The organism is Mammaliicoccus sp. L-M44 (genome assembly GCF_022386355.1).
Taxonomy (GTDB): Bacteria; Bacillota; Bacilli; order Staphylococcales; family Staphylococcaceae; genus Mammaliicoccus; species Mammaliicoccus sciuri_A.
Window position 1 is genome coordinate 24,887 of record NZ_JAJNIU010000019.1, and the last position, 26,681, is coordinate 51,567.

At 32.7% G+C, this 26,681-nt stretch carries 28 protein-coding genes; 8 read left to right on the forward strand and 20 right to left on the reverse strand.

Annotated features, from left to right (window positions below):
* Window positions 1-13: 13 nt before the first annotated feature.
* The 5 genes from pheT to LQ611_RS10760 form a co-directional block, all read right to left on the reverse strand.
* Window positions 14-2,419 (reverse strand): phenylalanine--tRNA ligase subunit beta, encoded by a 2,406-nt coding sequence (gene pheT, locus LQ611_RS10740; protein ID WP_107590747.1) that lies wholly within the window; start codon window positions 2,417-2,419, stop codon window positions 14-16.
* Entirely contained in the window at window positions 2,419-3,477 is a 1,059-nt protein-coding gene (gene pheS, locus LQ611_RS10745; protein ID WP_025904636.1) for a phenylalanine--tRNA ligase subunit alpha, read from the reverse strand. The genes pheT and pheS overlap by 1 nt, the downstream gene beginning before the upstream one ends.
* Window positions 3,478-3,774: 297 nt before the next feature.
* The gene (locus LQ611_RS10750) at window positions 3,775-4,515 is read right to left on the reverse strand and encodes a TrmH family RNA methyltransferase (RefSeq protein ID WP_107590748.1); all 741 of its coding nucleotides are present in this window, start codon (window positions 4,513-4,515) and stop codon (window positions 3,775-3,777) included.
* A gap of 122 nt (window positions 4,516-4,637) precedes the next feature.
* Entirely contained in the window at window positions 4,638-4,811 is a 174-nt protein-coding gene (rpmF, locus tag LQ611_RS10755) for a 50S ribosomal protein L32 (RefSeq protein ID WP_025904638.1), read from the reverse strand.
* Between the two features lie 38 nt (window positions 4,812-4,849).
* On the reverse strand, window positions 4,850-5,392 hold the full coding sequence (locus tag LQ611_RS10760) for a YceD family protein (protein WP_025904639.1): 543 nt from the start codon (window positions 5,390-5,392) through the stop codon (window positions 4,850-4,852).
* Window positions 5,393-5,517: 125 nt separating this feature from the next.
* Here LQ611_RS10760 and LQ611_RS10765 point away from each other — a divergent pair, with 125 nt between their 5' ends.
* A complete protein-coding gene (locus LQ611_RS10765) occupies window positions 5,518-6,663 on the forward strand; it encodes a nucleotidyltransferase (protein WP_119493926.1) in 1,146 nt (381 codons plus the stop codon).
* A gap of 19 nt (window positions 6,664-6,682) precedes the next feature.
* On the opposite strand, the gene coaD is transcribed toward LQ611_RS10765, so the two are convergent.
* Together coaD and rsmD are read right to left on the reverse strand one after the other, a co-directional pair.
* A complete protein-coding gene (gene coaD, locus LQ611_RS10770; RefSeq protein WP_107590751.1) occupies window positions 6,683-7,177 on the reverse strand; it encodes a pantetheine-phosphate adenylyltransferase in 495 nt (164 codons plus the stop codon).
* Window positions 7,170-7,724 carry a 16S rRNA (guanine(966)-N(2))-methyltransferase RsmD gene (gene rsmD, locus LQ611_RS10775; RefSeq protein ID WP_037587475.1) on the reverse strand — a complete coding sequence of 185 codons (555 nt, stop codon included), beginning with the start codon at window positions 7,722-7,724 and terminating at the stop codon, window positions 7,170-7,172. Before rsmD ends, coaD begins: the two co-directional genes overlap by 8 nt.
* A gap of 81 nt (window positions 7,725-7,805) precedes the next feature.
* Here rsmD and LQ611_RS10780 point away from each other — a divergent pair, with 81 nt between their 5' ends.
* Window positions 7,806-8,195 (forward strand): DUF7147 family protein, encoded by a 390-nt coding sequence (locus LQ611_RS10780; protein WP_025904643.1) that lies wholly within the window; start codon window positions 7,806-7,808, stop codon window positions 8,193-8,195.
* Here the strand turns inward: LQ611_RS10780 and LQ611_RS10785 are convergent, their stop codons facing one another.
* Window positions 8,196-8,462, reverse strand: a complete 267-nt coding sequence (locus LQ611_RS10785) for a DUF2129 domain-containing protein (RefSeq protein ID WP_037587474.1) — start codon at window positions 8,460-8,462, stop codon at window positions 8,196-8,198.
* Between the two features lie 158 nt (window positions 8,463-8,620).
* Here LQ611_RS10785 and LQ611_RS10790 point away from each other — a divergent pair, with 158 nt between their 5' ends.
* Window positions 8,621-9,535: a glycerophosphodiester phosphodiesterase family protein gene (locus LQ611_RS10790; protein ID WP_049319328.1), complete on the forward strand. Its 915-nt coding sequence runs from the start codon at window positions 8,621-8,623 to the stop codon at window positions 9,533-9,535.
* A gap of 50 nt (window positions 9,536-9,585) precedes the next feature.
* On the opposite strand, the gene LQ611_RS10795 is transcribed toward LQ611_RS10790, so the two are convergent.
* Together LQ611_RS10795 and LQ611_RS10800 are read right to left on the reverse strand one after the other, a co-directional pair.
* Window positions 9,586-10,026, reverse strand: a complete 441-nt coding sequence (locus LQ611_RS10795; protein ID WP_037587470.1) for a YlbF/YmcA family competence regulator — start codon at window positions 10,024-10,026, stop codon at window positions 9,586-9,588.
* Between the two features lie 14 nt (window positions 10,027-10,040).
* Complete coding sequence (locus LQ611_RS10800; protein WP_025904647.1) at window positions 10,041-11,108, reverse strand: CAP-associated domain-containing protein; 1,068 nt, start codon at window positions 11,106-11,108, stop codon at window positions 10,041-10,043.
* 168 nt (window positions 11,109-11,276) lie between these two features.
* Between LQ611_RS10800 and LQ611_RS10805 the strand changes: the two genes are divergently transcribed.
* Window positions 11,277-11,648 carry a YugN family protein gene (locus LQ611_RS10805; RefSeq protein WP_025904648.1) on the forward strand — a complete coding sequence of 124 codons (372 nt, stop codon included), beginning with the start codon at window positions 11,277-11,279 and terminating at the stop codon, window positions 11,646-11,648.
* Window positions 11,649-11,728: 80 nt separating this feature from the next.
* Entirely contained in the window at window positions 11,729-12,775 is a 1,047-nt protein-coding gene (gene ytvI, locus LQ611_RS10810) for a sporulation integral membrane protein YtvI (protein ID WP_107590752.1), read from the forward strand.
* 52 nt (window positions 12,776-12,827) lie between these two features.
* Here the strand turns inward: ytvI and LQ611_RS10815 are convergent, their stop codons facing one another.
* From LQ611_RS10815 to cyoE, 7 genes are all read right to left on the reverse strand, one after another.
* Window positions 12,828-13,289 (reverse strand): DUF420 domain-containing protein, encoded by a 462-nt coding sequence (locus LQ611_RS10815; RefSeq protein ID WP_180991487.1) that lies wholly within the window; start codon window positions 13,287-13,289, stop codon window positions 12,828-12,830.
* An 11-nt stretch (window positions 13,290-13,300) separates the two neighbouring features.
* Window positions 13,301-14,254 carry a cytochrome c oxidase assembly factor CtaG gene (gene ctaG / locus LQ611_RS10820; protein ID WP_025904651.1) on the reverse strand — a complete coding sequence of 318 codons (954 nt, stop codon included), beginning with the start codon at window positions 14,252-14,254 and terminating at the stop codon, window positions 13,301-13,303.
* 150 nt (window positions 14,255-14,404) lie between these two features.
* On the reverse strand, window positions 14,405-14,758 hold the full coding sequence (locus LQ611_RS10825; RefSeq protein WP_025904652.1) for a cytochrome C oxidase subunit IV family protein: 354 nt from the start codon (window positions 14,756-14,758) through the stop codon (window positions 14,405-14,407).
* 1 nt (window position 14,759) lies between these two features.
* Window positions 14,760-15,389, reverse strand: coding sequence for a cytochrome c oxidase subunit 3 (locus LQ611_RS10830; protein WP_025904653.1), 630 nt, complete (start codon window positions 15,387-15,389; stop codon window positions 14,760-14,762).
* A complete protein-coding gene (ctaD, locus tag LQ611_RS10835) occupies window positions 15,389-17,290 on the reverse strand; it encodes a cytochrome c oxidase subunit I (protein WP_025904654.1) in 1,902 nt (633 codons plus the stop codon). The genes LQ611_RS10830 and ctaD overlap by 1 nt, the downstream gene beginning before the upstream one ends.
* A gap of 23 nt (window positions 17,291-17,313) precedes the next feature.
* The gene (gene coxB / locus LQ611_RS10840; protein ID WP_025904655.1) at window positions 17,314-18,381 is read right to left on the reverse strand and encodes a cytochrome c oxidase subunit II; all 1,068 of its coding nucleotides are present in this window, start codon (window positions 18,379-18,381) and stop codon (window positions 17,314-17,316) included.
* A 38-nt stretch (window positions 18,382-18,419) separates the two neighbouring features.
* Window positions 18,420-19,325 (reverse strand): heme o synthase, encoded by a 906-nt coding sequence (cyoE, locus tag LQ611_RS10845; protein ID WP_037559895.1) that lies wholly within the window; start codon window positions 19,323-19,325, stop codon window positions 18,420-18,422.
* A 357-nt stretch (window positions 19,326-19,682) separates the two neighbouring features.
* On the opposite strand from cyoE, the gene LQ611_RS10850 reads away from it, so the two are divergent.
* Window positions 19,683-20,594: a COX15/CtaA family protein gene (locus tag LQ611_RS10850; protein ID WP_107565746.1), complete on the forward strand. Its 912-nt coding sequence runs from the start codon at window positions 19,683-19,685 to the stop codon at window positions 20,592-20,594.
* 51 nt (window positions 20,595-20,645) lie between these two features.
* Here the strand turns inward: LQ611_RS10850 and LQ611_RS10855 are convergent, their stop codons facing one another.
* From LQ611_RS10855 to LQ611_RS10865, 3 genes are all read right to left on the reverse strand, one after another.
* Entirely contained in the window at window positions 20,646-24,092 is a 3,447-nt protein-coding gene (locus tag LQ611_RS10855; protein WP_107590753.1) for a pyruvate carboxylase, read from the reverse strand.
* Window positions 24,093-24,228: 136 nt separating this feature from the next.
* Window positions 24,229-25,428: an FtsW/RodA/SpoVE family cell cycle protein gene (locus LQ611_RS10860; protein ID WP_103360517.1), complete on the reverse strand. Its 1,200-nt coding sequence runs from the start codon at window positions 25,426-25,428 to the stop codon at window positions 24,229-24,231.
* A gap of 66 nt (window positions 25,429-25,494) precedes the next feature.
* Window positions 25,495-25,770 carry an Fpa/YlaN family protein gene (locus tag LQ611_RS10865; RefSeq protein ID WP_025904660.1) on the reverse strand — a complete coding sequence of 92 codons (276 nt, stop codon included), beginning with the start codon at window positions 25,768-25,770 and terminating at the stop codon, window positions 25,495-25,497.
* A 142-nt stretch (window positions 25,771-25,912) separates the two neighbouring features.
* On the opposite strand from LQ611_RS10865, the gene LQ611_RS10870 reads away from it, so the two are divergent.
* Together LQ611_RS10870 and LQ611_RS10875 are read left to right on the forward strand one after the other, a co-directional pair.
* Window positions 25,913-26,395 (forward strand): hypothetical protein, encoded by a 483-nt coding sequence (locus LQ611_RS10870; protein WP_107565748.1) that lies wholly within the window; start codon window positions 25,913-25,915, stop codon window positions 26,393-26,395.
* A 5-nt stretch (window positions 26,396-26,400) separates the two neighbouring features.
* On the forward strand, window positions 26,401-26,553 hold the full coding sequence (locus tag LQ611_RS10875; RefSeq protein ID WP_080690503.1) for a DUF2197 domain-containing protein: 153 nt from the start codon (window positions 26,401-26,403) through the stop codon (window positions 26,551-26,553).
* Window positions 26,554-26,681: the final 128 nt, after the last annotated feature.

The following is a 26,681-nucleotide window of genomic DNA, read 5'->3' on the forward strand; positions in this document are numbered from 1 at the left end:
TTATTTATATATCTTATGCTCTTAATGTCGCACCATTTTGTTCTAATGCTGTTAAGATTTGCTCATGTACTGCGGAAACTTTATCTTCTGTCAATGTTTCATTAACGTCTAAATAATCTAAGCGAATTGCGACCGATTTCTTGCCTGGTTCCATATGTTCGCCTTCGTAAACGTCAAATACTTCTGCGTTATTTAATATATCTGCACCATTTTCATTGATTGTATGAATAAGTGTAGCTGCCGTAACTTCTGTGTTAACGACAAGTGCAATATCTCTTGAAACTCCTGGGAATTTAGGAATCGCTTCGTATTCAATTTTGCCAACAGGTTGTCCTAAGATTTTTGTGAAGTTTAACTCAAACACATAAGTGCGGTCTAAGTCATTTTCTTTTTCAACTTTCGGATGTAATTCTGCTATTAAACCAACAACTTCATCATTTAATTTAACGTATGCTGTTCTACCTGGATGTAATAAGTTTAATGTCGTCGCTTCATAAGTGAACGTTAAGTTTAATTGTTCTGCAATACGTTCTACAATTCCTTTTACTAAGAAGAAATCAACAGGTTCATCTTTTTGTTGCCATTTATTACCTGTATATTGTCCTGTTAAAATACCACTTAAAAATTCAACTTCTGTTGGTAATTGATCTTTTCCGTTACTATAGAACACTTTACCAAGTTCATATAATGCAACGTTTTTATTCTTACGCGCAACGTTATAACGTGTAGCGTCAACTAATCTAGGTAATAAACTTTGACGTAATACAGCTTGATCTTCACTCATAGGCATCATAAGTTCTACAACTTCTTGTTGTTCTAAAGTATAGTTTTGAGCAACATCTTTACGAACTAATGAATACGTAATCGCTTGATCTAAACCAGCACCTTCAAGAATTTCTTTAACTTTTCGTGTTTTCAATTGGTTATCTGTTAAATAGCCAGCAGTTGCATTATCAAAGTTTGGTAATGTCGAAGGTAATTGATCATATCCGTAAATACGCGCAACCTCTTCGATTAAGTCTGCTTTAATTGAAATATCATTTCTTCTAGATGGCACTTCTACTTTAAAGGCATCTTCAGAGACAATCGTTTCAAATCCTAAACGATTAAATATTGTATTAATTTCATCTGTAGAAAGATCAAAACCGATTAATTGGTTAACATCTTGTGTTGTAATGTCTATCGTACGAGACAATTCTGGTAAAGTACCGTCTGATACAACTTCACTTAACACAGTTCCACCAGCAATATCTTGTAATAATTTTGCTGCTCTATCTAAAGCGTCGAGTACTCTTTCACTCGCAATACCTTTTTCGAATCTGCTTGAAGCTTCACTTCTTAAACCTAATCGTCTTGATGTTTGTCTAACATTTGTAGCATTAAATAATGCACTTTCGATTACGACATTTTGAGTGTTTTCTGTAACTTCTGAGAAATCGCCACCCATGACACCAGCGATTGCAATTGGTTCTTCACCGTTTGTTATAACAAGGTCTGAAGTTAGTAGTTCTCTTTCAACATTATCTAATGTTGTGATTTTTTCATTTTCATGTGCATAACGTGCAACAATTTGATCTGAACCAATTTGATCTTGATCAAACATGTGTAACGGTTGACCATACTCTAAAAGTACGTAGTTCGAAACATCTACCACGTTGTTAATTGGACGGATGCCAGCTTTCATTAATCTAGACTGCATCCATGACGGAGATGGTGCAATTGTTACATTTTTAACAACTCTAGCTGCATAAAATGGAACACCTTCTTGATCTTGAACAGTCACTGATAATGATTGACTAGCTTTCTCTTCAGATTCATCTAAAGAAGTATTTGGGTATTGTATGTCATTGCCATATAATGCACTCACTTCATGCGCAGCACCAAGCATACTTAAACAGTCTGCTCTATTTGGTGTCAAATCAAAGTCTAATACATCGTCATTTAATAGTAATGCTTCTAGTGCATCACTACCAGGTGTTGGTTCGTTTGAGAAGACGTAAATGCCATCTGCATATTTTTTAGGCATCACATTTGGATCAATACCTATTTCTTGTAATGAACAAATCATACCTTCTGATACTTCACCACGTAATTTAGCTCTTTTAATTTTAACGCCACCAGGTAAACGACCACCTACTCTTACAACGATGACATATTGATCTTTATCTACATTTGGTGCACCACAAACGATTTGTACGGGTTCTTCTTCACCGACATCCACTTTACAAATATTCAGTTTATCAGCTTCTGGATGTTTCTCTTTTGAAAGCACATGTCCAACGACTAATTTTTTAATATCGTCTCCATAATGTGTAACACTATCAACTTCAATACCGCTTCTTGTAATTTTCTCAGCTAAATCTTCAGTATTAGCATCTATATTTATATATTCACTTAACCACTCTTTACTTACTAACATTATGCTTCACCACCATCTTCTACAGGCTTAAATTGTTCTAAAAATCTCACGTCATTTGTATAGAAATGTCTAATATCTTCAATTCCATATTTCAACATTGCCATTCTGTCTGGTCCTAAACCAAAAGCAAATCCAGAATATTTATTTGAATCAAAGCCTGCCATTTCTAACACATTTGGATGTACCATTCCTGAACCAAGAACTTCTATCCAACCTGTTTGTTTACAAACGTTACATCCTTTACCTTTACATTTGAAACATGACACATCTACTTCAACTGACGGTTCAGTGAATGGGAAGAAACTTGGTCTTAATCTAATTTCACGATCTTTACCAAATAATTTACGTGCTAATAATTCTAATGTTCCTTTTAAGTCACTCATCTTGATATTTTCAGCTACGACTAAACCTTCAATTTGCGTAAATTGATGACTGTGCGTCGCATCATCAGAGTCTCTACGGTAAACTTTACCTGGACAGATAATTTTAACTGGTCCAACACCATTACGTTTTTCTAAAGTTCTCGCTTGTACAGGAGATGTATGTGTACGCATTAAGATTTCTTCTGAAATATAAAAAGTATCTTGCATATCACGTGCTGGATGAGACTTTGGTAAATTAAGTGCTTCAAAGTTATAATAGTCAGATTCTACTTCATATCCTTCAACGATTTCATAACCTAAACCAATAAATAAATCTTCTAAATCTTCATTGATTTTAGTTAATGGATGTTTCGCACCTAAACTTACTTTTCTACCAGGCAACGTTACATCGATTGTTTCATTCTCTAATTGTTGGTTTAATGCTTCCTCTTCTAAAAGTACTTGTTTAGCTTCGATTTCTTTCTCAACAGCTTTACGTACTTCGTTCACAAGTTGACCAAATTCTGGTCTTTCTTCTTTAGGTAATTCTTTCATTTCTTTCATAAGGCCCGTAATCACGCCTTTTTTACCTAAATAATTTACTTTCACGTCTTGTAATGATCTTTCTGCTTTTGCTTCATTAATTCTTACAAGCGCATCTTGTCTTAATTCAGATAACTTTTCTCGTAATGACATATATATCCTCCTATTTTGGTCGAAAAAAAGACTCCGCCTCCTCAAATATAGAGGGACGAAGTCTTCCGTGGTACCACCCAAATTTATACATAGTTATGCATACACTTATATGTTGATAACGGATCTACATTCCGACTTAAATTTCTTTAAGTAGCTAAAAAGATGAAAAAAATTAAGTTACAACATAGGATTTTTCAGTCTCGAATCCATTCCCTTGTCATGTGTAAACATTAATTTACGTCCTTTTGTAAGCTCATATTGATTATGAAATCATTATATTAAATATTATATAATTGGTCAACCTTTCAAATGATAAAGCAAGATACCACAAGATACAGCTACATTTAAACTTTCAGCTTTGCCATATAGTGGTATATGAAGATTCTTAGTCGTTTGTTCAAGTATCTCTGGATCAACGCCTGCACCTTCATTCCCCATAATTAACGCAAAGTTTGAATGACTTTTGACTTCTCGATATTCTATTGCATTTTGAAGACTTGTACCATAAGTTTCGCCATCAAATTGTTCCATAAATTCAAATATATCTTGCTCAACAACTGGTAAATGAAAGACACTACCTTGTGAAGCACGTAATACTTTATCTTGATACGGGTCTGCACTACCTTTTGAATAAATAACAGCGTCCATACCTGCAGCGTCAGCGTTACGAATCAACGCGCCCATATTACCCGGATCTTGTACTCTATCTAATACAAGGACTTGTTTAAAATTACTCGTTTCGTATGTAGGCATTTCAACAACCGCAAATATACCTTGAGGTGTCGTTGTGTCAGATAATGATTCTGCTACTTTAAAATTAATGACATATGCTTCCTTTGCATATTCAACAATTTTCTCATCAACTCTTGCATAATCTACTGCTAATAACGAAACGATAGTCAGTTGACTATGATAAGCTTCTTCGATTAAATGAAAACCTTCAATAAGAAATTGCCCTTGTTTAACTCGTTCTTTTTTCTTTTTTAATTTATTCATTTGTTTAATTTTATTATTTTGAACTGAAGTAATTTCTTCCATAGTAACGCCTCATCTTCTCATTATGATATAAAAATATTATATACGAAAAAAGACTGTCAACAAAGTCAAAGACATTGATGACAGTCTTAAGCACCTTAGTTTAGGTGTTTAAATATTAATTATTATTTAGAAACGACTTCTTTACCTTTGTATGATCCACATGCTTTACATACACGGTGAGATAATTTCATTTCTCCACAGTTTGAACATTCTACCATACCTGGTACTGAGATTTTGAAATGCGTACGACGTTTTCTTTTAGCTGTTTTTGAAGTTCTTCTAGCTGGAACTGCCATGTCTTATTCCTCCTTAAATTTTATAAACACTTTTCCGATTATTTTTCGTCATCGAAGAATTGTTGTAATTTTTGAAGTCTTGGATCAACTTTCTTTTCAGTTTCTTGTTCTGAATCTTCGGTTGACTCAATTTGATCTTCGCCAATAACTTCCCAACCATCGCCTGCCATTGAAATATCTTCGCTACCTTCAGAGAATACTTGTAACGGTTTCTCTAAAATAACAAGTTCTTCAATGATTGGTAATAAATTAATCATGCCGCCTTCGAGTTTATGTCTCAATTCGTCATCATCATTATTACTTTCACTAAATTCATCTAGCTCAAATATTTCTACTGATGTAGTATCAAATGGTAGCTCTACTGGCTTTAAAGTACGGGCACATGGTAACGTCAATACACCATTAATGTCAAGATTGACAATTATCTCATGCATTCGCACTTGAACGTCTCCTGTTACTTTTATTGGAGATATATCGATAAGTTCATCTACCCTATCAATAAGGTATTTCATATCGATTTCTTTATCAAAAGTAAATGGTTCGTTTTGGTATTTTTTAAGTTGTGTTATTGACCACTTCATCTGGGTTCACCTCTTACAAACACAAAAATTATTGTAACCTTAACGACAATGTTTGTCAAGATTTTTTCTTAACATTCATTATCTGATACAATACTTATGATGAAGTGAAATGGGAGGAAATGCAAATGAAAAGTGTTGCTTTAATAACAGAATATAATCCATTTCATAATGGGCATGTATATCACGCAGAATCTTCTAGAAAATTAACCGAAAGTGATATTGCTATTTCTATTATGAGTGGTTCTTTTACAATGCGTGGAGAACCAGCAATTTTAAGTAAGTTTAAGCGTGCCGAAATGGCCATTCAATATGTAGATTTAGTCATTGAATTGCCTCTTGTATATGCCATATCATCTGGTGATTTATTTGCTAAAGGCAGTGTTCAAATAGCAGAACAACTTGGATGTGACACATTATCATTCGGAAGCGAATCTGGAAATATTGACGATATTAAACATGTCATTAAAGAAATAGAACAAGTATCTAAAAGTGAAAAATACAAACAAATGCTGAAAGAAGGAAAATCACACCCGAGAATCATTTCAGAATTAATACCTCATAATCAAATGCTTAAAGGTTCAAATAATTTACTCGCAATTGAATATGTGAAACATATTATGCAACATAACTTAGCAATAGAACCAACAACGATTCAAAGAAAAGATAATATGTATTTAGATGCTCATTTAAACGAAACAACACACATTTCAAGTGCAACTTCTATACGTAACGCCTATTTCAGAAAGGACGATACATATCAATTAAGTTTACCGACAACAAGTTCAAATATATTAAAGCACGCTCATGCAGTTAACTGGGATCACTTTTTCCCATTATTAAAATGGACAATATTAAGAGCTACCCACGAGGAATTGCGAGACATATATATGATGACTGAAGGATTAGAATATAAAGTTAAAAAAGAAATTAAAGATAGTACGAACTTTGAAATATTTGTCCAAAAGCTCAAATCTAAGCGATATACATGGACACGAATACAACGCTTGTTAACCGCCATTTTGTTAAACGTTACGAACGAACAAGTTTCTGAATATAATCCAACTGCCATACGTGTACTTGCAATGACTAAAAAAGGACAAGCATATTTAAAATCTATTAAAGAATCATGTCCATTACCTATCGTTACAAATGTTAATAAACAAACAGCTACTCACTTCACTAATGAAATTAAAGCAACAGATTTATATCAATATATTTCAGGTGATTCTGATACTGATTTTAATAAACCAGTCATAATAAAAAACGCATGACATATGCATGCGTTTTTTATTATGACTCTTTATTTTTAATTTTTTCTTTCAATGCTTTATTCACATTTTCAGGAACAAATTCCGAAATATCGCCGTCAAATTGTGCAACTTCTTTCACAACACTTGAACTTATAAATGAATAGTTATTATTTGTCATCATATATAATGTTTCAATGTCGTCATCTAATTTTTTATTCATAGATGTCAATTGCATTTCATACTCAAAGTCGCTAACAGCTCTTAATCCTCTTACAATCGTGTTAGCATTTATTTCTTTACAAAAGTCTACAAGTAAACCGTGAAATGAATGAACCACTATGTTTGGTACATCTTGTACCGCTTCTTTAATTAATTCAACACGCTCTTCAGTACTAAATAAGCCTTTTTTAGAACTATTTTTCAATACAGAAACATGGATCTCATCAAATATTTTAGCACTACGCTTAATAATATCAATATGTCCTAATGTTATTGGATCAAAGCTACCTGGAACAACTGCTATTCTCTTAGTCATTGTCTTCTCCTTTTGTTAGCAACATAACATGCGTCAGTCCATATTCATACTTTTTAAGAACTTTGAACGCACCCGTATCTATGTCTTCACTTTTATCAAATTCGCAAATTATTGTACCATTTACATTTAATAAGTCAAACGCTTGAATTTTTTCTAATGATTGATCTATAAGCGATTTTCTATATGGTGGATCTAGAAATATATAATCAAACTTAATATCGCGTTTATTTAAAGCTTTTAACGCTCTAATTGCATCATTTTTATATACTTCGTATTGAGTTTCAGGTATATGTAATGTGTTTAAATTTTCTTTTATCATTTTAGTTGCTTTGAAATTACCGTCCACAAAAATCACTTTATCTAAACCTCTAGACAATCCTTCGATACCAAGTCCTCCGCTACCGGCAAACAAATCTAACCCAATACCTTCTAATTCTTGAAGGCCATTAAAGATATTCTCTTTCACTTTATCTGTTGTCGGTCTCGTTGATTGACCATCTATTGTTTTTATATGAAGTCTCTTGTATTTTCCACCTATTACTCTCAATGTTAATCATCACTTTCTTTATTATTAATTATTATTTATACTTATCCATATAATATTTAAATGAAAACGAGGTTTATAAAAATGAAACAATCATTTATCGTCATCGGTCATGGTCTAACTGATTTATTTGAATTTCAAACATTAATCGAATATAACCATGAACGTATTTCCGACATTATTATGTTACATACACCATTATCTAAGGAGAAACTATCTTCAGCTTGTATCATTATGAAGCCTACTAAAGGTCAACATTTTCAAGCGATTTACATGATAATGGAAGGTATTAAATATCCATACCCTGATTCAAATAAGAAATTCGATTTAATCAATGAATGGGCTAATGCATATCATATACAAGTTAAAGGTCTTGATGTTAAATCACGTGCTGATTTCGCTGAAGATGAACTTTACTTCGCCTATTTAAAAGGTGTATTAAGACTTGAAAGATATTTACCACCGCTTCAATAGTTAAAAGTTTAAATACTCTTTTTTGTCCGTATTTGAATTAGAGTAATCTCTTTTAACATATTTAAATGGTGAAACTTTTACATCTTTAACATATTTTAGTTTCATTAAATGTTGAACAGTATCGTCTATTTTATCTTCATTTGTATATAACATGACGTATTGTTCTTTTCTATGTGCAAAGTATATATTACCAAACTTGCGTAATTGTCGTTCGTGTTTCATATTCTTTAAATATACGACAATACTGATTCGTTCTACTAATTCCATCAAAATAACCTCCTAACGCTTTTTATTTTTATATTAGCACTTTCTATAAAATGATGAAAGAAGATAACTTCAAGCGTATGTGACTTGCTTTCTTATCTTAAATCAATTTGATAGAATATATATAAGTCTTTATTTGCATTTCGAAAGGATAGGATAACATGTCAAAAATTAATTTATTGAAAACAACAGGTCTTATCGGAGGCATTGTTGCGGGTTCTTGGATTGTGACAAAAGCAACATCAAACGTTAAACCACGTACGATTAAACCATTCTTTACACAACCAGCTCCTTATGTATTCGCTCATCGTGGAGGCATGGCGTTAAGACCAGAACATACACGCTTAGCTTTTGATCATGCACTCAAATACGAAGTAACTGGATTTGAAGTAGACGTTCGACTTACTAAAGATGAAGTACTTGTCGTAACACATGATGACACTGTTGATCGTACAAGTAACGGTTCAGGCTATGTAGGTGATCATACATTAGAAGAACTTCGCCAATTAGATTTCGGATACCACTTCAAAGATATTAATAACGAGCACCCTTATAGAGGAGATGCAAAAGCTAAAATCGTCACTTTAAAAGAGTTATTAACTGAATATCCAGATGTCTTAGTAAATATAGATATTAAAGACCACCCTGAGTCATATAGTGGTAGTTTAGCACCATCACACTTATATCGTTTAATTACAGACCTTAAAGCTGAAGACCGTGTTAATATTACAAGTTTCTATGATGAACAAATTGATCGCTTTAATTTATATGCTCAAGATTCCATTGCATTAGGTACAGGTCAAAGCGAAGTGGCTAAAGCGTTCTTAGCTTACCAATCAGGATATGGTCATACGTATCAACCTAAATCTGATACATTCCAAATACCAACACAAGCTAAAGGCCTTCCTTTAGACTCAGAAGGTTTCATTCAATTTTTAACATCACTCAATATATCTGTTGCTTATTGGGTTGTAAATCAAATCGATACAATGGATGATTTAATCCAAAAAGGCGCGCATACGATTGTAACTGATCGCCCAGATACTGCACACTTCTTAATAAAAAAACAATACTAATTTAAAAAGCTTTCCATCTGTCAAATGACAAATGGAAAGCTTTTTTTATGTTATGTTGAACATCCACAAGAACCACCAGTAGAACAACCGCCACCATGTGACTCACTACTAAAGAATGGATTACCCGTATCCACTTTAACATTGCTAGAAACTGAATAAGAAACAATGCTAATCACTTCATCTAATAAATCTTGAAGCGCAGTTTCTTTAGTCTTAAATTCAGAAACAACTGGATGCATTTCATATGCTCTCTTTTGTTGTCTTGTTTCTTTCATGACCCTACTGTAATCAGGATGATATCTACCAAATCTTAAACAATCATCATAATGTGATTTTATTTGATCAAATTTTTGTCTTAATATTTTAACTTCAAAATTTGTTTCAAGTTGATGTTTTGCTTCGATATATTCTTGATAAATATATGAATCTTTAATACATGCGCTTAGTTCATCTGATTGATCAAGTATATCAACTGTTTCTGCAGTAAACATAATATGATTCCCCCTTATTCTTTATTTTCTTTGAAAACAAGTGAATAGTATTCGCGAGAATTACCAGCACCAAATTCATCATATTGACTACCTAATAACTTTTCTCTATACGTGTTGTTGTTTAACCAGCTATTGATTAATGTTGGTACATCATAGAAATTGTAAGCTAAATTTTGGTTAATGGACTCATATTCAATTTTTTGATTATTGATATGTTTTGTGATGCCGTCTTCTAGGGATTTAACTGCCTCTTCTTCATCGATATCATCTTCAATTAAATCTGCTTCCATTTGTGTTATATACGTAAGTTGATCATTAATCTGTAATGGTTTGACATCTTTCATTTCTCTAATTTCATTAACGATTTCAAGAAGTGATAAATCTTTATTTATATGAGCTTGAAAGTCTTGTTTGTCTGTTCTCTTAAGTTTGTGCTCTTTATCACCTTTTATTTTAGACATTGAAAAAGGTGCGTTTTCAATGACAACATCTGAATCCATAAACTGTACGCCCATCACTTCATTTGTTTCACTATCAATTAAGACTTGTGTATAAACATTACCATATTTAATCAATAATTGTGTCTTGATATCACGTTCAGATAATTCTAATTGATATTTACCATATGTACTTTCAACAACTGGTTCCATATCTATATTTGTACCATTAAAAAGCTTTGTTGCATCTTGTTTCATTTTAATTGGTGAAACATTCACTTTATTTCCTGTAGCAAATACTGAAGAGACTTTATCATTTTTAGTAGATATTAAATAATAATGCTCTTTATTTTTAAAGACATAATTCTTTCTACCGTGCTCTGCCTTATATACCCTATCTGGTTGTCCTAAATCATTTATGACTTCTTTAATATTTTTATAGACATATGTACCTACGCCTTCTTTCAACTTTGCATTGCCAGTTGATTTTTCAGCTTGTTGCTCATAATAATTCTCATTTGCTTTATCATGAGAGTAGTTAGGATTCTTTAAAACATCAAATTCTAATTTAGGTGAATAGAATAAATAAAAGAGTACAATGATTAAAATAGTTATTGCTACAACTTTTATGATAATATTTTTCAACTATTTACCTCCTCATTTATTCCTATATTCAATTATATCATTTTACAGGAAAACATTTACCTAAATCAATCGAAATGTTGTCATATTTGTTAAATATAAATGTACATTGCAACATTGGCGCTTTTATCATAAAATAAACTTAAAGGTACTTAGAGGGAGGAAAAATACATGGTATTTGATAATACAGGTCTTGAAAAGGTTATCATTGAACAAGAGCTATTAAAAGATGTTATGAATAAACATGGTTTTATTGCTGGAGGACATTGGGATTATGAGCGTATTACTTATGATTTTAAATATGAAATAAGTGAAGGCGTCTATTACCTAAGAATTCCAGGTTATGCACTTAAAGGGGACATTGGTGCCAATAACGCAACAATTCAATTAATGGATCCATATCTCGGTAAACACTACTATCCAACAGGTGTAGAATACGGAGATGATGAAGTTTACCCAGATAACTTAGTTGCACATTGTAACTTATTAATTGAACGTATCACATCAGATATTAATGCATTAAATACATTAGGTGCGCATTAATTAAAATAATACTAACAGAGTAGAGACGTGATATTTCACGTCTCTTTATTTATATATAAATGAGCAAAGAGGTCATCATTATGAAAAAATGGATAAACAAACGAAACATAAGCATATTTATCATTATAGTTTTATCTATTCTATTTATTTATTTCATTTTACCGATATCAATACCTTTAATAACAGCACTTGTTATCGCATTAGCACTCAATCCGCTCGTTAATAAACTTACACATAAAATTAAAAGCCGGAAATGGAGCGTAACGATTATTTATACGTTACTCCTTACGATAACAGGATTTGTTATATTTTTATTTTTAACAAAATTAATAGACCAGATTGTACTATTTATTAAAGATTTACCTAATAAAATTAATATACTCATCACTGTAATTGAACAATATAACGACAAAATGAAAGCTATTTTACCGGATGAAATGGCAGTTACTATCAACAAAGAACTGCAGAACTTTGTTGCTTCATTAAGAGATTCAATTGCAAATTATTTAAGCGTTGAAAATATAACAGAAGTTGTGTCTTCTTTACCAGGTTTCATTATTAGTGTTGTTGTGTTTCTTGTAGCATTGTTCTTATTTATGCTAGAAATACCAAATATTCATAAATTTATTAAACAACATCTATATCCATCGACTTATCATGAAGTTTATAAAATATACAATAAAATAGGTCATTCTATTATTGGTATGATATCTGCTACAGTTGTATTAAGCTTTATTACTTGGTTATTTACTTACGTCGGTCTACTAATCATTGGTGTAGATTCAGCGTTTATTATCAGTTTATTTATATGGTTCATAGATATCTTACCGATTATTGGCGCAACAGGTTTTACAATTCCGTGGGCAATTTATGCTTACATAGTTGGAGATCCGACGCTCGGTATTCAGCTGATTATACTATCTGTTATATTACTCGTTCAAAGAAAAATATTAGAACCTAAAATATTCGGTACAGGTGTCGGTTTATCTCCATTACCTACTTTAATATCCATGTTTATCGGTTTAAAATTACTAGGCTTTATTGGATTCTTTATCGGACCATTATTCTTAATCGTTATCAAAACGATACTAGAATCTGGTCTTATAAAAACAGACTTTAAAATATAATATATGCAAAAAACCTCTCAATCCGTTTATAAACGGATTGAGAGGTTTTAATTTAATGTCCTAAAATTGCTTTTATCATAGATGTTGTATCGCCACCATGATAGAACACATATAATAATAAATAAACGGCAACACCTGTAATAGCTGTACAGAACCAAATAATAGATGTTACTGGCCCAAATTTACGGTGTCTATCCAGTTTGTTCGTCCAACCTAAATAAATCGTATAAATCCCCATCACAGCCCCGACAGTCGCTAGTGTTATATGGAAAATCAAGAAAATTGTATAATAAATTTTGATATTATCCGGTCCACCAAATGAAGTATTTCCAATAAATACTGTTCTACTAGCATAAATGGTAAAGAATACGACTGCAGAAACTGCAGCAGATATCATAAATTTTTTATGTGTTTCAATTTTTCGTTGTGCAATAAAGTACCATCCGATAGCAACTAAAATTGCGCTTAATACGATGAAAGTTGTACTTATTGTCGGTAAAATTGGTAAATTCATTTTCATACATCCTATCTAAATTGATTATATAATGCTTTTTGCTCTTGTAATTTTCTCAAGCTATCTTCAGTGATTTGCTTTTCATTTTTTCTCTCATATCTAAACCATCTCATGAAAATGATATATAAATAAATACCAAACACGATTTCTTGCATAACTTTCATGATGACGCCACCTGTTTGCTGATCTTCTAATGGCGTGAAATTCGTGAAGTATTCTGGACCAGATAATCCTGTTCCTTGGACTACTGTATTTAACGTATCAGCTGGTACACATAAAGTCATCGCACCAAGCCATGCTTTACCTGACGTGTATGTTTCATACATTGCAGTTCCACTAAATATGATAAGTCCACATGAAGGTGTTAACAGCACACCGATAAAGAAGATATATAAGATTTTCTTAATGTTACTCATGTGCAGTTCTTCAGGAATATGTTTGTTAAATATTGGATGCCACATAAACCATGCACTTATGAATAAAATAATCGTATATAACTCATGCAAAACTAGATCTTGTTTTAATGTATCTAACACAAGTGGTATATGATATACAGAGAATAAACCGTTAAAAAGAAAAATTGCTAATATCGGCTTTGTAAATAATTTAACAATCTTATTAATTACAGGTAGTTCTTCCACATATTTGATGATGTATTCTGGGATAGCAAAATACAGCAAGGGAACTACAATTAAAAATAATAAAGCCATTTGCAACATATGGAAACTAAATATGATATGTGAAAGCAGATCAATAGGTCCACCTTCTAAAAAGTATATCGTTAACATTAAGATAACGAAAAGTGTCGCTTCACCTTTTCTTAAAGGTCTTCCACCCGGTATATCTTTATACCATTTTCCACAAATCAAAAAGTATAAGATAATTACACATAATACGCCTACAAAGAAGAATGGCGTCCAGTTTGCCCAAAAACCGAATATAGATATTGAGGTTAAGTTACCCATCTCTTTACACTTCCCCACTTAGTCATTACTTTTATTATAAAATTTAATGAACCGTTAAACAACCCAACAATGTAAATAGTTATGACAATGATATGACCAAATAAAAAGACTCGAGAACTTATATAACAAAGTTCTCGAGTCTTTTATAAATTATTTTGTTTTTACGAATAATGGATCACCTAACCATACGATGTAAATAAATGTTACAACGAACGATAATCCGAAGAATACACCCGTAATCATAAATAATTTTGATATACCATGCTTTTCAGCTTTCATATGCATGAAATAATAGAATTGTAATACAACTTGTAGTACTGCTAATCCTAAAATAACCGGTATAACGAACTCTTTAGGAAGTTCAGCAGCAACTAATGCGAAAGCAATAAAAGTAACAAAAATCATAATAGCGAAGTTTGTAACTTGCATACGCATTTCTTTTGTACTTTTACGCTTCTTATAATCTCTAAGTGCTTGTGCGTCATGATTTAATTGTTGACTCATATTATCCTAACGCTCCCATCAAGTATACTACTGTAAAGATAAACACCCATACAACGTCAATGAAGTGCCAATATAAAGCAGCAGTATTAAATTTATGTGCATTATAAATACTTAATCCTCTAGCTCTATTACGGAAGATGAGTAATGTTAACCATACTAAACCTATAAGTACGTGGAATCCGTGTGTTCCTACTAAGAAGTAGAAGGCACTACCGAATGCACTTGAACGGAATGTATGACCTTGATGTACATACTCAACGAATTCATAAATTTCTAATCCTAAGAATCCTAATCCTAACAATATTGTAATACCAATCCAAAGGAATAATCCTTTAGCATTGAAATTACGCATATGATATAAAGCATAAACACTTGTTAGAGATGATGTTAATAATAACATCGTCATTACGAACGCTAATGGTAAATGGAATAAATCTTTAGCTAATAAATGATCTTCACTTGGTACAGCATCTTTTAGTGCTAAGTAAGTAGCGAATAGTGATGCGAATAATGCAACCTCTCCACCTAAGAACACCCAAAATCCTACGAGTTTGTTCTTACCTTCCATAGATGCTGTTTCAGGATGGTTTGGCCAATTGTCAGCTGTAAATTTTGCTTCTTCATGTGACATTAACGCTCACCCCTTTCATACTCTAATAACTCTTCTTTAGAAATATGATGACCGTGATCATCTTTAAGTGATCTTACAATCATACTTCCTGCAGTAATACCTAAACCAAGAATCAATACGTATACTGCCCATGGTTTTTCATGTAAATCTTTAACTGCATCTAAAGCCCATTCTTTACCATCTGCAAAGTATAAAGCACCGAATGCAGCTACGAATAAACCGAATGCTTGCATAAATGGAATAAATGAATTATTAGGCATATGAATCTCATCTAAAGATTCAGCTGGAAGAATTTTTCCGTCACCTTGAGTTTTTTCAATCCATAATGCATCTAATCCACGAACTAATGGTGTTTGTGCAAAGTTATAATGAGGTGTTGGTACTGGTAACGCCCATTCTAATGTACGACCGTCTCCCCAAGCATCTTTTCCAACTTTTTCACCTTTAGCTAATGTCATGATTACATTGATTACTTCAGTAATAACAGCTACTGCCATGAATAGCGCACCAATTGTTGATACTAAGTTTGGTATGTCATACCCTTGACCAGGTAAGTATGTAAATACTCGACGTGGCATACCCCATAGTCCTAAGAAATGTTGAATTAAGAATGTTAAATGGAAACCAATAAAGAATAACCAGAATGTTACTTTACCTAATTTTTCACTTAACATTTTACCAGCTATTAGCGGGAACCAATAATGTAAACCAGCTAATAATGCGAATACTACACCACCAACAATTACGTAGTGGAAGTGAGCAACGATAAAGTATGAGTCATGTAATTGATAGTCAGCTGGTGCTGATGCTTGCATGACACCTGTTACCCCACCCATAACGAATGATGGAATAAAGAATAACGCATATAACATAGGTGTTGTGAATTCAACGCTACCGCCCCATACAGTCAGCAACCAGTTGAATATTTTAACACCGGTTGGAACAGCAATTGCCATTGTTGCAACAGCGAATATAGCGTTAGCTACTGGACCTAAACCTACAGTGAACATGTGGTGAGCCCAAACCATGAATCCTAAGAAACCGATTAATACTGTAGCGAATACCATCGCTGAATAACCGAATAAACGTTTTCTAGCAAATACAGGTATAATTTCAGAGAATATACCAAACGCTGGTAATACTAAAATGTAAACTTCTGGGTGTCCAAAGATCCAGAATAAATGTTCCCAAATAATTGTGTTACCACCTTGAGATGCAACAAAGAATGATGTACCAAACATTCTATCGAATATTAATAAGAAAATACCGATAGTTAATGGTGGGAATGCAAATACGATTAATGTAGAAGCAACAAATGTTGTCCAAGTCATTAATGGCATACGCATATACGTCATACCAGGTGCTCTCATGTTAACGATTGTAGCTACAAAGTTAATACCAGCAATTAATGTACCAGCACCAGAGATTTGTAACCCTAGAGCATAGAAGTTAATACCATGCCCTGCAGATTCTAAAGATAAACTTGCATAAGATGTCCAACCTGCGTTAGGTGCTCCACCTAAAATCCATGATAAGTTTAAGAATATTCCACCGAAGAAGAATAACCAGAAACCTAATGCATTTAAGAATGGAAATGCAACATCTCGTGCACCAATTTGTAACGGAACAACTGCGTTCATATAACCGAATAGTAAAGGCATTGCGGCTAAGAATATCATTGTTGTACCATGCATTGTGATAATTTCATTAAACAGTCCAGCTGTAACAAAGTCGTTTTCTGGAACTGCTAACTGGATACGAATTAACATTGCTTCGATACCACCGATAGCAAAGAATAATCCCCCAGCAATTAAATACAAAATAGCAATTTTTTTGTGGTCGACTGTTGTTAAATAGTCCCAAATAGTCGATCCAAACCCCTTTTTACTTTGAGTAGACACTAGAGTAACCTCCCTTTCAATTCTTACTTATCAACTTTTCTTTCCATTAAGTAGGCAGATAAAGCGTCAATGTCTTCATCAGAAACTTTATATTGACCAGTCATCTTATTACCAGGTTTAACGCTTTCTGGGTCTTTAATCCATTTTTTAAGATTTTCTTCATCATGTTTTAAGTATCCTGCAATTAAATCACGATCACCAAAGTTAGTTAAGTTAGGGCCTTTAGCGCCATCTCCAGTTGGTGTAACAGCGTGACATCCTGCACATGATTTGTTAAATACCTTTTCACCCTCTTTAGCTTGGCTAGAAGTAGCGGCTACAGGTTTTTTAACGTCTTTCATATCTTTAACCCATTTATCAAAATCATCTTGTGGTAGGGCTTTCACTTTAAAGTCCATTAAAGCATGTGATGGTCCACATAACTCAGCACACTTACCATAGAATAGATTTTTGACTTCTTTAGCTCTTTTATCATCGAATTTTAAGTAGAATTTATTAATACCTTCTACGTTAGTATCCAATTTTCCTCCAACTGCTGGTACCCAGAATGAGTGTTTAACATCAGCTGAGTGTAATCTGAAGTAAACTTTCTTATCTGTTGGTACAACCAGTTCTTGGCTGGTAACAATTTTTTCATTTGGATAACTAAACTCCCACCAATAAAGGTTAGCAGTTACATCAATAACAAGTTCTTTACTTTTACCTTTTTCATCTACTTTGTCGATTGCTTTCGTATCTCCAAGTGAGAACGTAAGCATTACAGTAGGAATTGCTAGAATAATAAGTAAAATGATTGGGATGATTGTCCAAACCAATTCTAATTTATGATTTCCTTCAACGTCTTTAGGTACATAATCTTCACCTAATTTTTTACGACGGAATTTAATCATTGCAAATAAGAATATAACAACAACTACAATAATAACTAGCAACATAATGCCTATTGAAAGCATTAGTAAAAAGAATTGTTTATCAGCAACTTCACCAGCTGGGTGAAGTACTGATAAATGTTTTTGTCCACAACCTGCTAATACAAACAGCAAAGTAGCAAGCAAACCGAACATTTTCGTGTTTTTTAAACGTGTCTTCATTCGTTTAACCCCTCTTTCATGCATTCATTCATAATTAATTATATTAATTGTATAACAGTTACGATAACTGTCATGACAAAGAAAATAACAAGATAATTTAAAGAAAAAACAAACATACTCGTAGCCCATTTTGATTTGTTTATTTCTTTTTTAAATCCATATAAAGCTAATAACATCCATGCTAAGTTGAGCAGTGTTGCAATAACGATAAACACTGTACCAAGTTGCGTCATTAAGAACGGTATCGGTAATAATAGAACTACCCAAAACAACATACTTAAACGCGTTCTATTGAAGCTTTTAACTGACGGTAACATTGGTATATTAGCTAAGGCATATTCATCTTTACGACGATAAGCTAAAGCATAAAAATGAGCAGGTTGCCATGCAAATAACACTAAAAATAGTGTCCATGCTAATGGGCTTAATGATGGATCAATACTCGCCCAACCGATTAACGGCGGTATTGCACCTGGAAAACTTCCTACAACTGTATTCCAAACGGTATGTCTTTTTGACCATATTGAGTACAGTACTACATATCCAAATATACCAAGTAATCCAATTATGCCAGTTGGAATATTTATCATGAATAATAAAATTTCACCCACAACCATTAATCCGAAACTTAATTGTATTAAGTGGCGATTACTAATACGTCCATTTACTGTAGGTCTCTTTTGTTTTGAAGGCATGATAGAATCGATATCTTGATCGTAATAATTATTTATAGCACATGCTCCGCCCATAATTAGGGTTGATCCTACCATCATTAATAGAACAACCGGTAAACTGTGGAAGAAGTTAAATCCACCAAATACTATTGCAAGCCACGCACCCGCAAATGTTGGGATCAGATTTCCTTGAACAAGACCCATTTTAATGATGGCTTTAATTTCATACAAAGTGAGACGTCCAGTTTCTATTTCTTTCTCAGAAGTCACACTATATTGATTTTGTTGCAATTTTGTCCCTCCTTCCATTATCTTTCACATATAACTCAATGATATATGAAAATTGTCACATAATCTATACATTTTTGAAACAAAATTTTGACATTTTATTACTTATCCTTTGTTCGCATAAAAAGTCATTATTGTGTAACATTTACAATGTACATTCATTGTTATACTATAGATATTAGTGTTTAAATTAGAATCGTATTAAAGTAAGAATAATTGTTAATACGTTGTTCTCTTAAATTCTATCATATTTTGACATATAAATAAGGTTTATTTTAGAATAAAACTCATTTTATAGTACTATAAATATCAATTTTAATTTTACTTGAGGTGTTCGAATTGTTTAGTGATAAATTTTTAAAATGGCTATCTACTATAGCGACAATTGTGATGCTCTTTGTCCAATTAGGTGGCGCATTAGTTACTAAGACTGGTTCCGCTGATGGTTGCGGAAACTCTTGGCCATTATGTCATGGCTCTGTTATACCTGCAGATTGGCCAGTTGAAACGATTATAGAATTAGCCCATAGAGGCGTATCTGGATTAGCACTTATTCTTGTTTGTTTACTTACTTATATAAGTTGGGTCAAACTTGGTCATATTAGAGAAGTTAAACCACTTTGTATTACGAGCATTGCATTTATTTTTGCACAAGCTTTAATTGGAGCAGCTGCTGTAATTTGGCAACAAAATGATTTTATTTTATCTCTACATTTCGGAATATCACTTATTAGCTTCGCATCAGTTTTATTGTTAACATTAATTATTTATGAAGTTGATCAAAAATTCGAAGCTACAAGCTTAATAATAGATAAACATTTAAAGGTACACACTTATGCTGTTACATTATTTATATATTTTGTGATTTATTCAGGCGCACTTGTAAGACATGCAGATGCAAGTTTAGCATGTTTAAGTTGGCCATTATGTAGAAACGGTGAAGTCGGACTACCTCAAAACTTTTATGAATGGGTTCAAATGTCTCATAGAACTTTAGCTTTCATCATATTTATTTGGATATTATATATATTCATTCATGCATTCAAAAATTATACACAATACCGCGTTATTAAATACGGTTGGACATTAGCTTTTGTACTAGTTTGTTTACAAGTAACAACAGGTGCTTTATCAGTTATCACACGTGTTAATTTATTTATCGCACTCTTCCACGCATTATTTATAACAATGTTATTTGGATTATTGTGTTACTTTATCATGTTAATATCGCGTTCTAAACGTCGAAGTTAACATTCAAAAAGCCGCTTAAATCATCAATTGATTTAAGCGGCTTTTATTTTATTATGCTTTATCGATTGTAATAATCAAATCTTGTGTTTGAATACTGTCACCAGCTGAAACGTAAATATTGCTTACCGTTCCATCAAATGGTGCTTGTATTGTAGTTTCCATTTTCATTGCTTCAGTAATGATAAGTGCATCACCTTGTTTCACTTCATCACCTTGTTTTACTTTCACTTCTGAAATTGTACCAGGCATTTGAGCACCGATATGAGATTCATTACTTAAATCTGCTTTTTGTAATACTGCCTCAGATACTTTAACATGTTCATCTTTAACGTATACTTTTCTTGGCTGACCATTCAACTCATAGTATACCCAACGATGACCATCTTCGTATACATGACCAATAGAAAGTAATTTAACGATTAAGATCTTACCTTTATCAATTGTTATTTCTACCGTTTCATTTTTCTTCATACCGAATAAGAATGTAGGTGTATCTAACAATGATAAGTTTCCGAAGCTTTCATATGTCTTAATATATTGTTCGTAAACTTTAGGATAAATGGCATAACTGATTAAATCTTGTTCCGTTACTTCCTCTTGTTGTTTAGCTTGTAACTCTTCACGCAATGCATCAAAATCAACAGGCTCTAATAATTCACCTGGTCGTTTTTCAATTGGTTGTTGCCCTTTTAAGATGACTTTTTGTAATTCTTTATTAAAGCCATTTACCGGTTGACCAATTTCACCTTTAAAGAATGAAACTACTGATTCAGGGAAATCTAGTGAACGTCCACGTTTAATAACACTTTCTTCATCTAAATCATTTTGAACCATGTATAATGCCATGTCCCCAACTACTTTAGAAGAAGGTGTTACTTTTACGATATCACCAAATAATAAATTAACACGTTTATACATGTCTTTAACTTCATTAAATCTTTCACCTAATCCTAAACTCTTAGCTTGTTGACCAAGGTTAGAATACTGTCCACCTGGCATCTCATGTTGGTAAATTTCAGTATGTGGAGAACGAATATCACTTTCAAAATCCGAATAATAGTTTCTAACTGTATCCCAATATTGAGATAATCTTTCAAGCCCATCAATATTTGTTCTAACATCTCTTTCATTACCACTTAATGCGTAGTATAAAGAGTTAGCTGAAGGTTGTGATGTTGTACCACTCATACTTGCTACTGCAGTATCAATAACATCGACACCTGCTCTAATCGCACTTTGATAAACAAGTAATCCGTTACCGCTCGTATCATGAGTATGTAAATGGATTGGAATATCAATTTGTGTCTTCAATTCACTAATTAGTTCATAAGCTGCTTTAGGTTTTAACAATCCAGCCATATCTTTAATGCCAAGGATATGTACACCTTCACGTTGTAATTCTTTAGCTAGATTAATGTAATACTCTAAAGTATATACGTTAGATCTTTGTGGATTTAAGATATCGCCTGTGTAGCAAATCGCACCTTCAGAAATTTTACCTGATTTTTGTACCGCTTCATTTGCGACTTTCATTTGATCTAACCAGTTTAATGAATCGAATATTCTAAACACATCGATTCCGGCTTCGGCACTTTCTTTAACAAATTTTTCAATCACATTATCAGGATAGTTTTTATATCCAACTGCATTTGATGCTCTTAACAACATTTGGAATAACACATTTGGAATTTTTTTACGTAAGCGTGTTAAACGTTCCCATGGATTTTCTTTTAAGAAGTTGTATGCCACATCAAATGTTGCACCGCCCCACATTTCTAATGAAAATGCGTCATTTAAATATTTAGCTGTTTCAGGTGCAATTTGTAACATATCGTATGTTCTCATACGTGTTGCTAATAATGATTGATGTGCATCTCTAAACGTCGTATCCGTCAATAATACTTCTTCTTGTTCTTTTAACCATTTACTTACGCCTTCAGGTCCATGTTGTTCTAGAATTTGTTTCGTACCTGATAATGATGCAATTTCTTCATTAGATACTTCTTCTAATTTGAACTTTTCAAAGTGTGGTTTTTCTCGTTTTTCAACACCAGGGAATCCATTTACCGAAATGTTCCCGATATATTGTAACGTCTTTGTACCTCTATCTCTAGTCGGTGTAATATCAAATAGTTCTGGGTTGTTTTCTAAGAATTTAGTTGTATATGTACCCTTCGCGAACTTCTCGTGATTTACCACATTATATAAGAATGGAATATTTGTTTTAATACCTCTTATTCTCATTTCTTTAAGAGAACGTAGCATTTTTTCAGTCGCTTGTCTTAATGACATAGCATGTGTTGAAACTTTCACTAATAATGAATCGTAATAAGGTGAAATTTCTGCACCTTCGAATCCATCACCAGCATCTAGTCTTACACCGAAACCACCACTTGAACGGTAAGCAATAATTTTACCTGTATCTGGCATGAAGTCATTTAATGGATCTTCAGTTGTGATACGACTTTGAATTGCGAAACCTAAAGTAGTAATGTCTTCTTGTTGTGGCATTTCAATTTTGTCACCAAATAATGATTCACCTTCAGCAACTAGAATTTGCGTCTTAACAATATCAATACCTGTTACCATTTCAGTAATGGTATGTTCTACTTGTACACGTGGGTTAACTTCAATAAAGTAGAATTCATCACCAGATACTAAGAACTCAACCGTACCTGCATTGACATATCCGATTTTCTTCATTAAGTCTAATGCGACATTACAAATACGATGTCTCAGTTCATCACCTAATGAAACAGATGGTGCAACTTCAACGACTTTTTGATGTCTACGTTGTACTGAACAATCTCTTTCATATAAATGAACTAAGTTTCCGTGTTCGTCACCTATGATTTGAACTTCAATATGTTTTGGTTGATCTATGTATTTTTCGACATAAACTTCACTATTTCCGAAAGATTTTCCAGCTTCTGATTTAGCTCTTTGGTATGCATCTTCTAATTCACTCGCATTATTGACGATACGCATGCCTTTACCACCACCACCTGAAATGGCTTTGATGATAACTGGGAAACCGTGTTCTTTTGTAAATGCTTCTACTTCCTCAAATGATTCAACCGCACCATCAGTTCCTGGAATAACTGGAACATCTGCAGCTATAGCTGTCGCTCTAGCTTTTACCTTATCCCCAAACATGTCTAAATGTTTAAGTTCTGGTCCGATAAATTTAATACCTTCTTCAGCACATCTCTTAGCGAATGTTTCATTTTCACTTAAAAAGCCATACCCCGGGTGAATCGCATCGACGCCTGCTTTTTTGGCAACTTTTATAATTGCTTCTATATTTAAATAACTTTCAGTTGGCCCTAGGTTTTCATCTACTAAATAAGACTCATCTGCTTTATATCTATGCAATGCCCCTAAGTCTTCATTAGAATAAATCGCTACCGTTTCAATATCTAACTCTGTTGCTGCTCTAAAAATTCTGATTGCAATTTCGCCTCGATTGGCTACTAATAATTTATTTATTTTGCTCATATTTGGAGGCTCCCCTCAATGTATTTGAATTTTCTAAAAACAATATATTAGTCCATTATATAAAAATTGCGGATTATATTCTACTATAATCCGCAATTTTTATATAATTTATTAATTTGATTGATTAATTATGCATTTATCTCGTGCTTTGACGACTCTCAATTCTTATCTGTTTAGCCGTTAATAATAGTATACCTGTCGCGATACTTAAGCTTAACATTGAGGATCCACCAAATGTCATAAATGGCAATGGAACACCTGTTAAAGGAATTGTTCCTGAAATACCAGCTAAGTTTACAAAAGTTTGAATACCAATATAGCTTGAAATACCTACACATACTAATTTAAAGAAATATGAATCCGTAAGGGCTGCATATAAGAAACCTTTATATACAATGAACCCAAGTAATCCTATTATGAATAACACGCCGACTAAGCCTAGTTCTTCTGCAATAACTGCAAAAATAAAGTCTGTATGCGGTTCAGGTAAATAACCTAATTTCATTATGCCATTACCTAGCCCTTTACCAAAGAGACCGCCGTTACCGATTGCTAATAATGAATTAGCTAAGTGATATCCAATACCGCTTTCGTAGTTGAAAGGATTTTCAAGTACATGAAATCGGTCTGCTTGGTGTTGTGACAGAATGCCACCTTTAAACACTATACTAAAGATAATGAGTAATACAACACCTGCAAAAATTGGACCAGACCATTTTAAAATTGCTTTAATACCAATACCTGAATATGCGAAGATACATAATACGATCATACATAGTATCAACGCTTGACCTGTATCATTTTGTAATAAGACTAATCCAATACAAGTACCAATTAAGAATAAAGGCATCATCAGTGCAAGTTTAAATTGTTTAAGTCGATTTCGTCTTTTATCAATAATGAATGATAAGTATAAAATCATTGCAACTTTCAATATTTCAGATGCTTGTAAGTTCATAAAACCTAAGTTAATCCAACTTTTTGCACCGTTAATTGTCGTACCAACAAGTAAAGTTAACACGAGCAAACCAAATATTGTAAATATAACAATTTGTTGTACTCTTTTATTTTTTAAAATGTTAATGTGCATAAAATACGACATAAAAAACACAATAAAAAATCCAACTATACAATATAGTAACTGCCTCACAAAAAAGTAAGTACCCGATACTGGGATACCACCTGTTAAAGTACCTTTTGTAGCAGCTACCATACTTGCGCTGTATACCATCACTAAGCCAATGAATGATAAAATGATATAAGTAATTAACAATGTGAAATCTATGTATTTTGAGTAATTCTTAATGTACTGGAAAAACCTCTTAATATATTCCATCGACTCATTCCAATTCTAAAAAAATAAGTCTAAAGAAAGATTTCTCCTCTCTAGACTTTGTATAATTTAAGCATTTGTGAAAGCATCATGCAATTTAGATAGTTCCTTTTCTAAACTTGCCATAAGTGTCTGACCCTTTTCTCTATCAACAAGTCCAATTTGTACTGCAAAATCTACTTCCTTTTGAAGACCAAACATTTGCGTATCTAAAACTTCCTCATATAAAGGACATTGTGGCATAGTTAAGTTGTCCATTTGTACCTTTATTAACTGAAGGATTTTTTCAGAATCGTTATATAATTGGTCATATGCCCTTTGACAAATTTCTGAATCGTAATGCATGACATACTCCCCCTTAATCTTTTTTAAGTTTCTATACTTATAAAATTTTAGACTACAAATCTGAAAATTGCAAGCGAAAACAGAAGGTTATTAATTACAAATATGTTAAAATTGAATTGTGAGATTGATAGGAGTGAAAAAATTGATACAAATTAAAGGAAATACGAAGTTTAATATTACGTTAGATGCAACAACATGGATTTTTGATGATCGCAAAGTAAAAATTGAAGATTTAGAGCAAGGTATCTTTAATGGCGAAAAGCCAATTGAATTTGAAAATAATGTTGCATGGAACCGTGCAATCCTTGAAGGTGCTACAAATCCTCCAACATTAAATAGTGAAACAACTTATAAAAGACGTTCATTTTTAAAAGATACTTATGTTATAAATGCGATGCCTTTTATCAAAAATGCTGAACCAAATGAAAACGCTACAAAAGTAGTCTTAAAAAATGATCAAGATTCAATTGATATTCCAATTGAACAATGGCCATATTTATTTTTCCAATTCTCTAAAGAAGGAAAAATGATATATAAAGATGGTAAAATCGACGCTTTTACTTATGATCAAGAAAATGGTTACCAAAATAAATTCAGTTATGTTTCAGACATAGAGGTTGTTTAACCATGATTATGAAAGTAAAATGTATTATTTGTGATTCTGTCGTTAATTTAGATTCTAAATCTAAAGAAGCAAAAAGATTAAGAAATCACCCAATCCGTACATTTATGTGCGATGATTGTAAAGCAAGACTTGATAAACCTAAATCAGAATACAAATAAAAAAGGCAGCTCTTAGGCACTGCACCCTTACTAAGGAAGCTCAATAAAAACACTATTTTCTAGGCTGCTAATTCCCTATATTCTATAGGGGATAAGTAGCCTAGTTTTTGTTGAATTCTAACTTTATT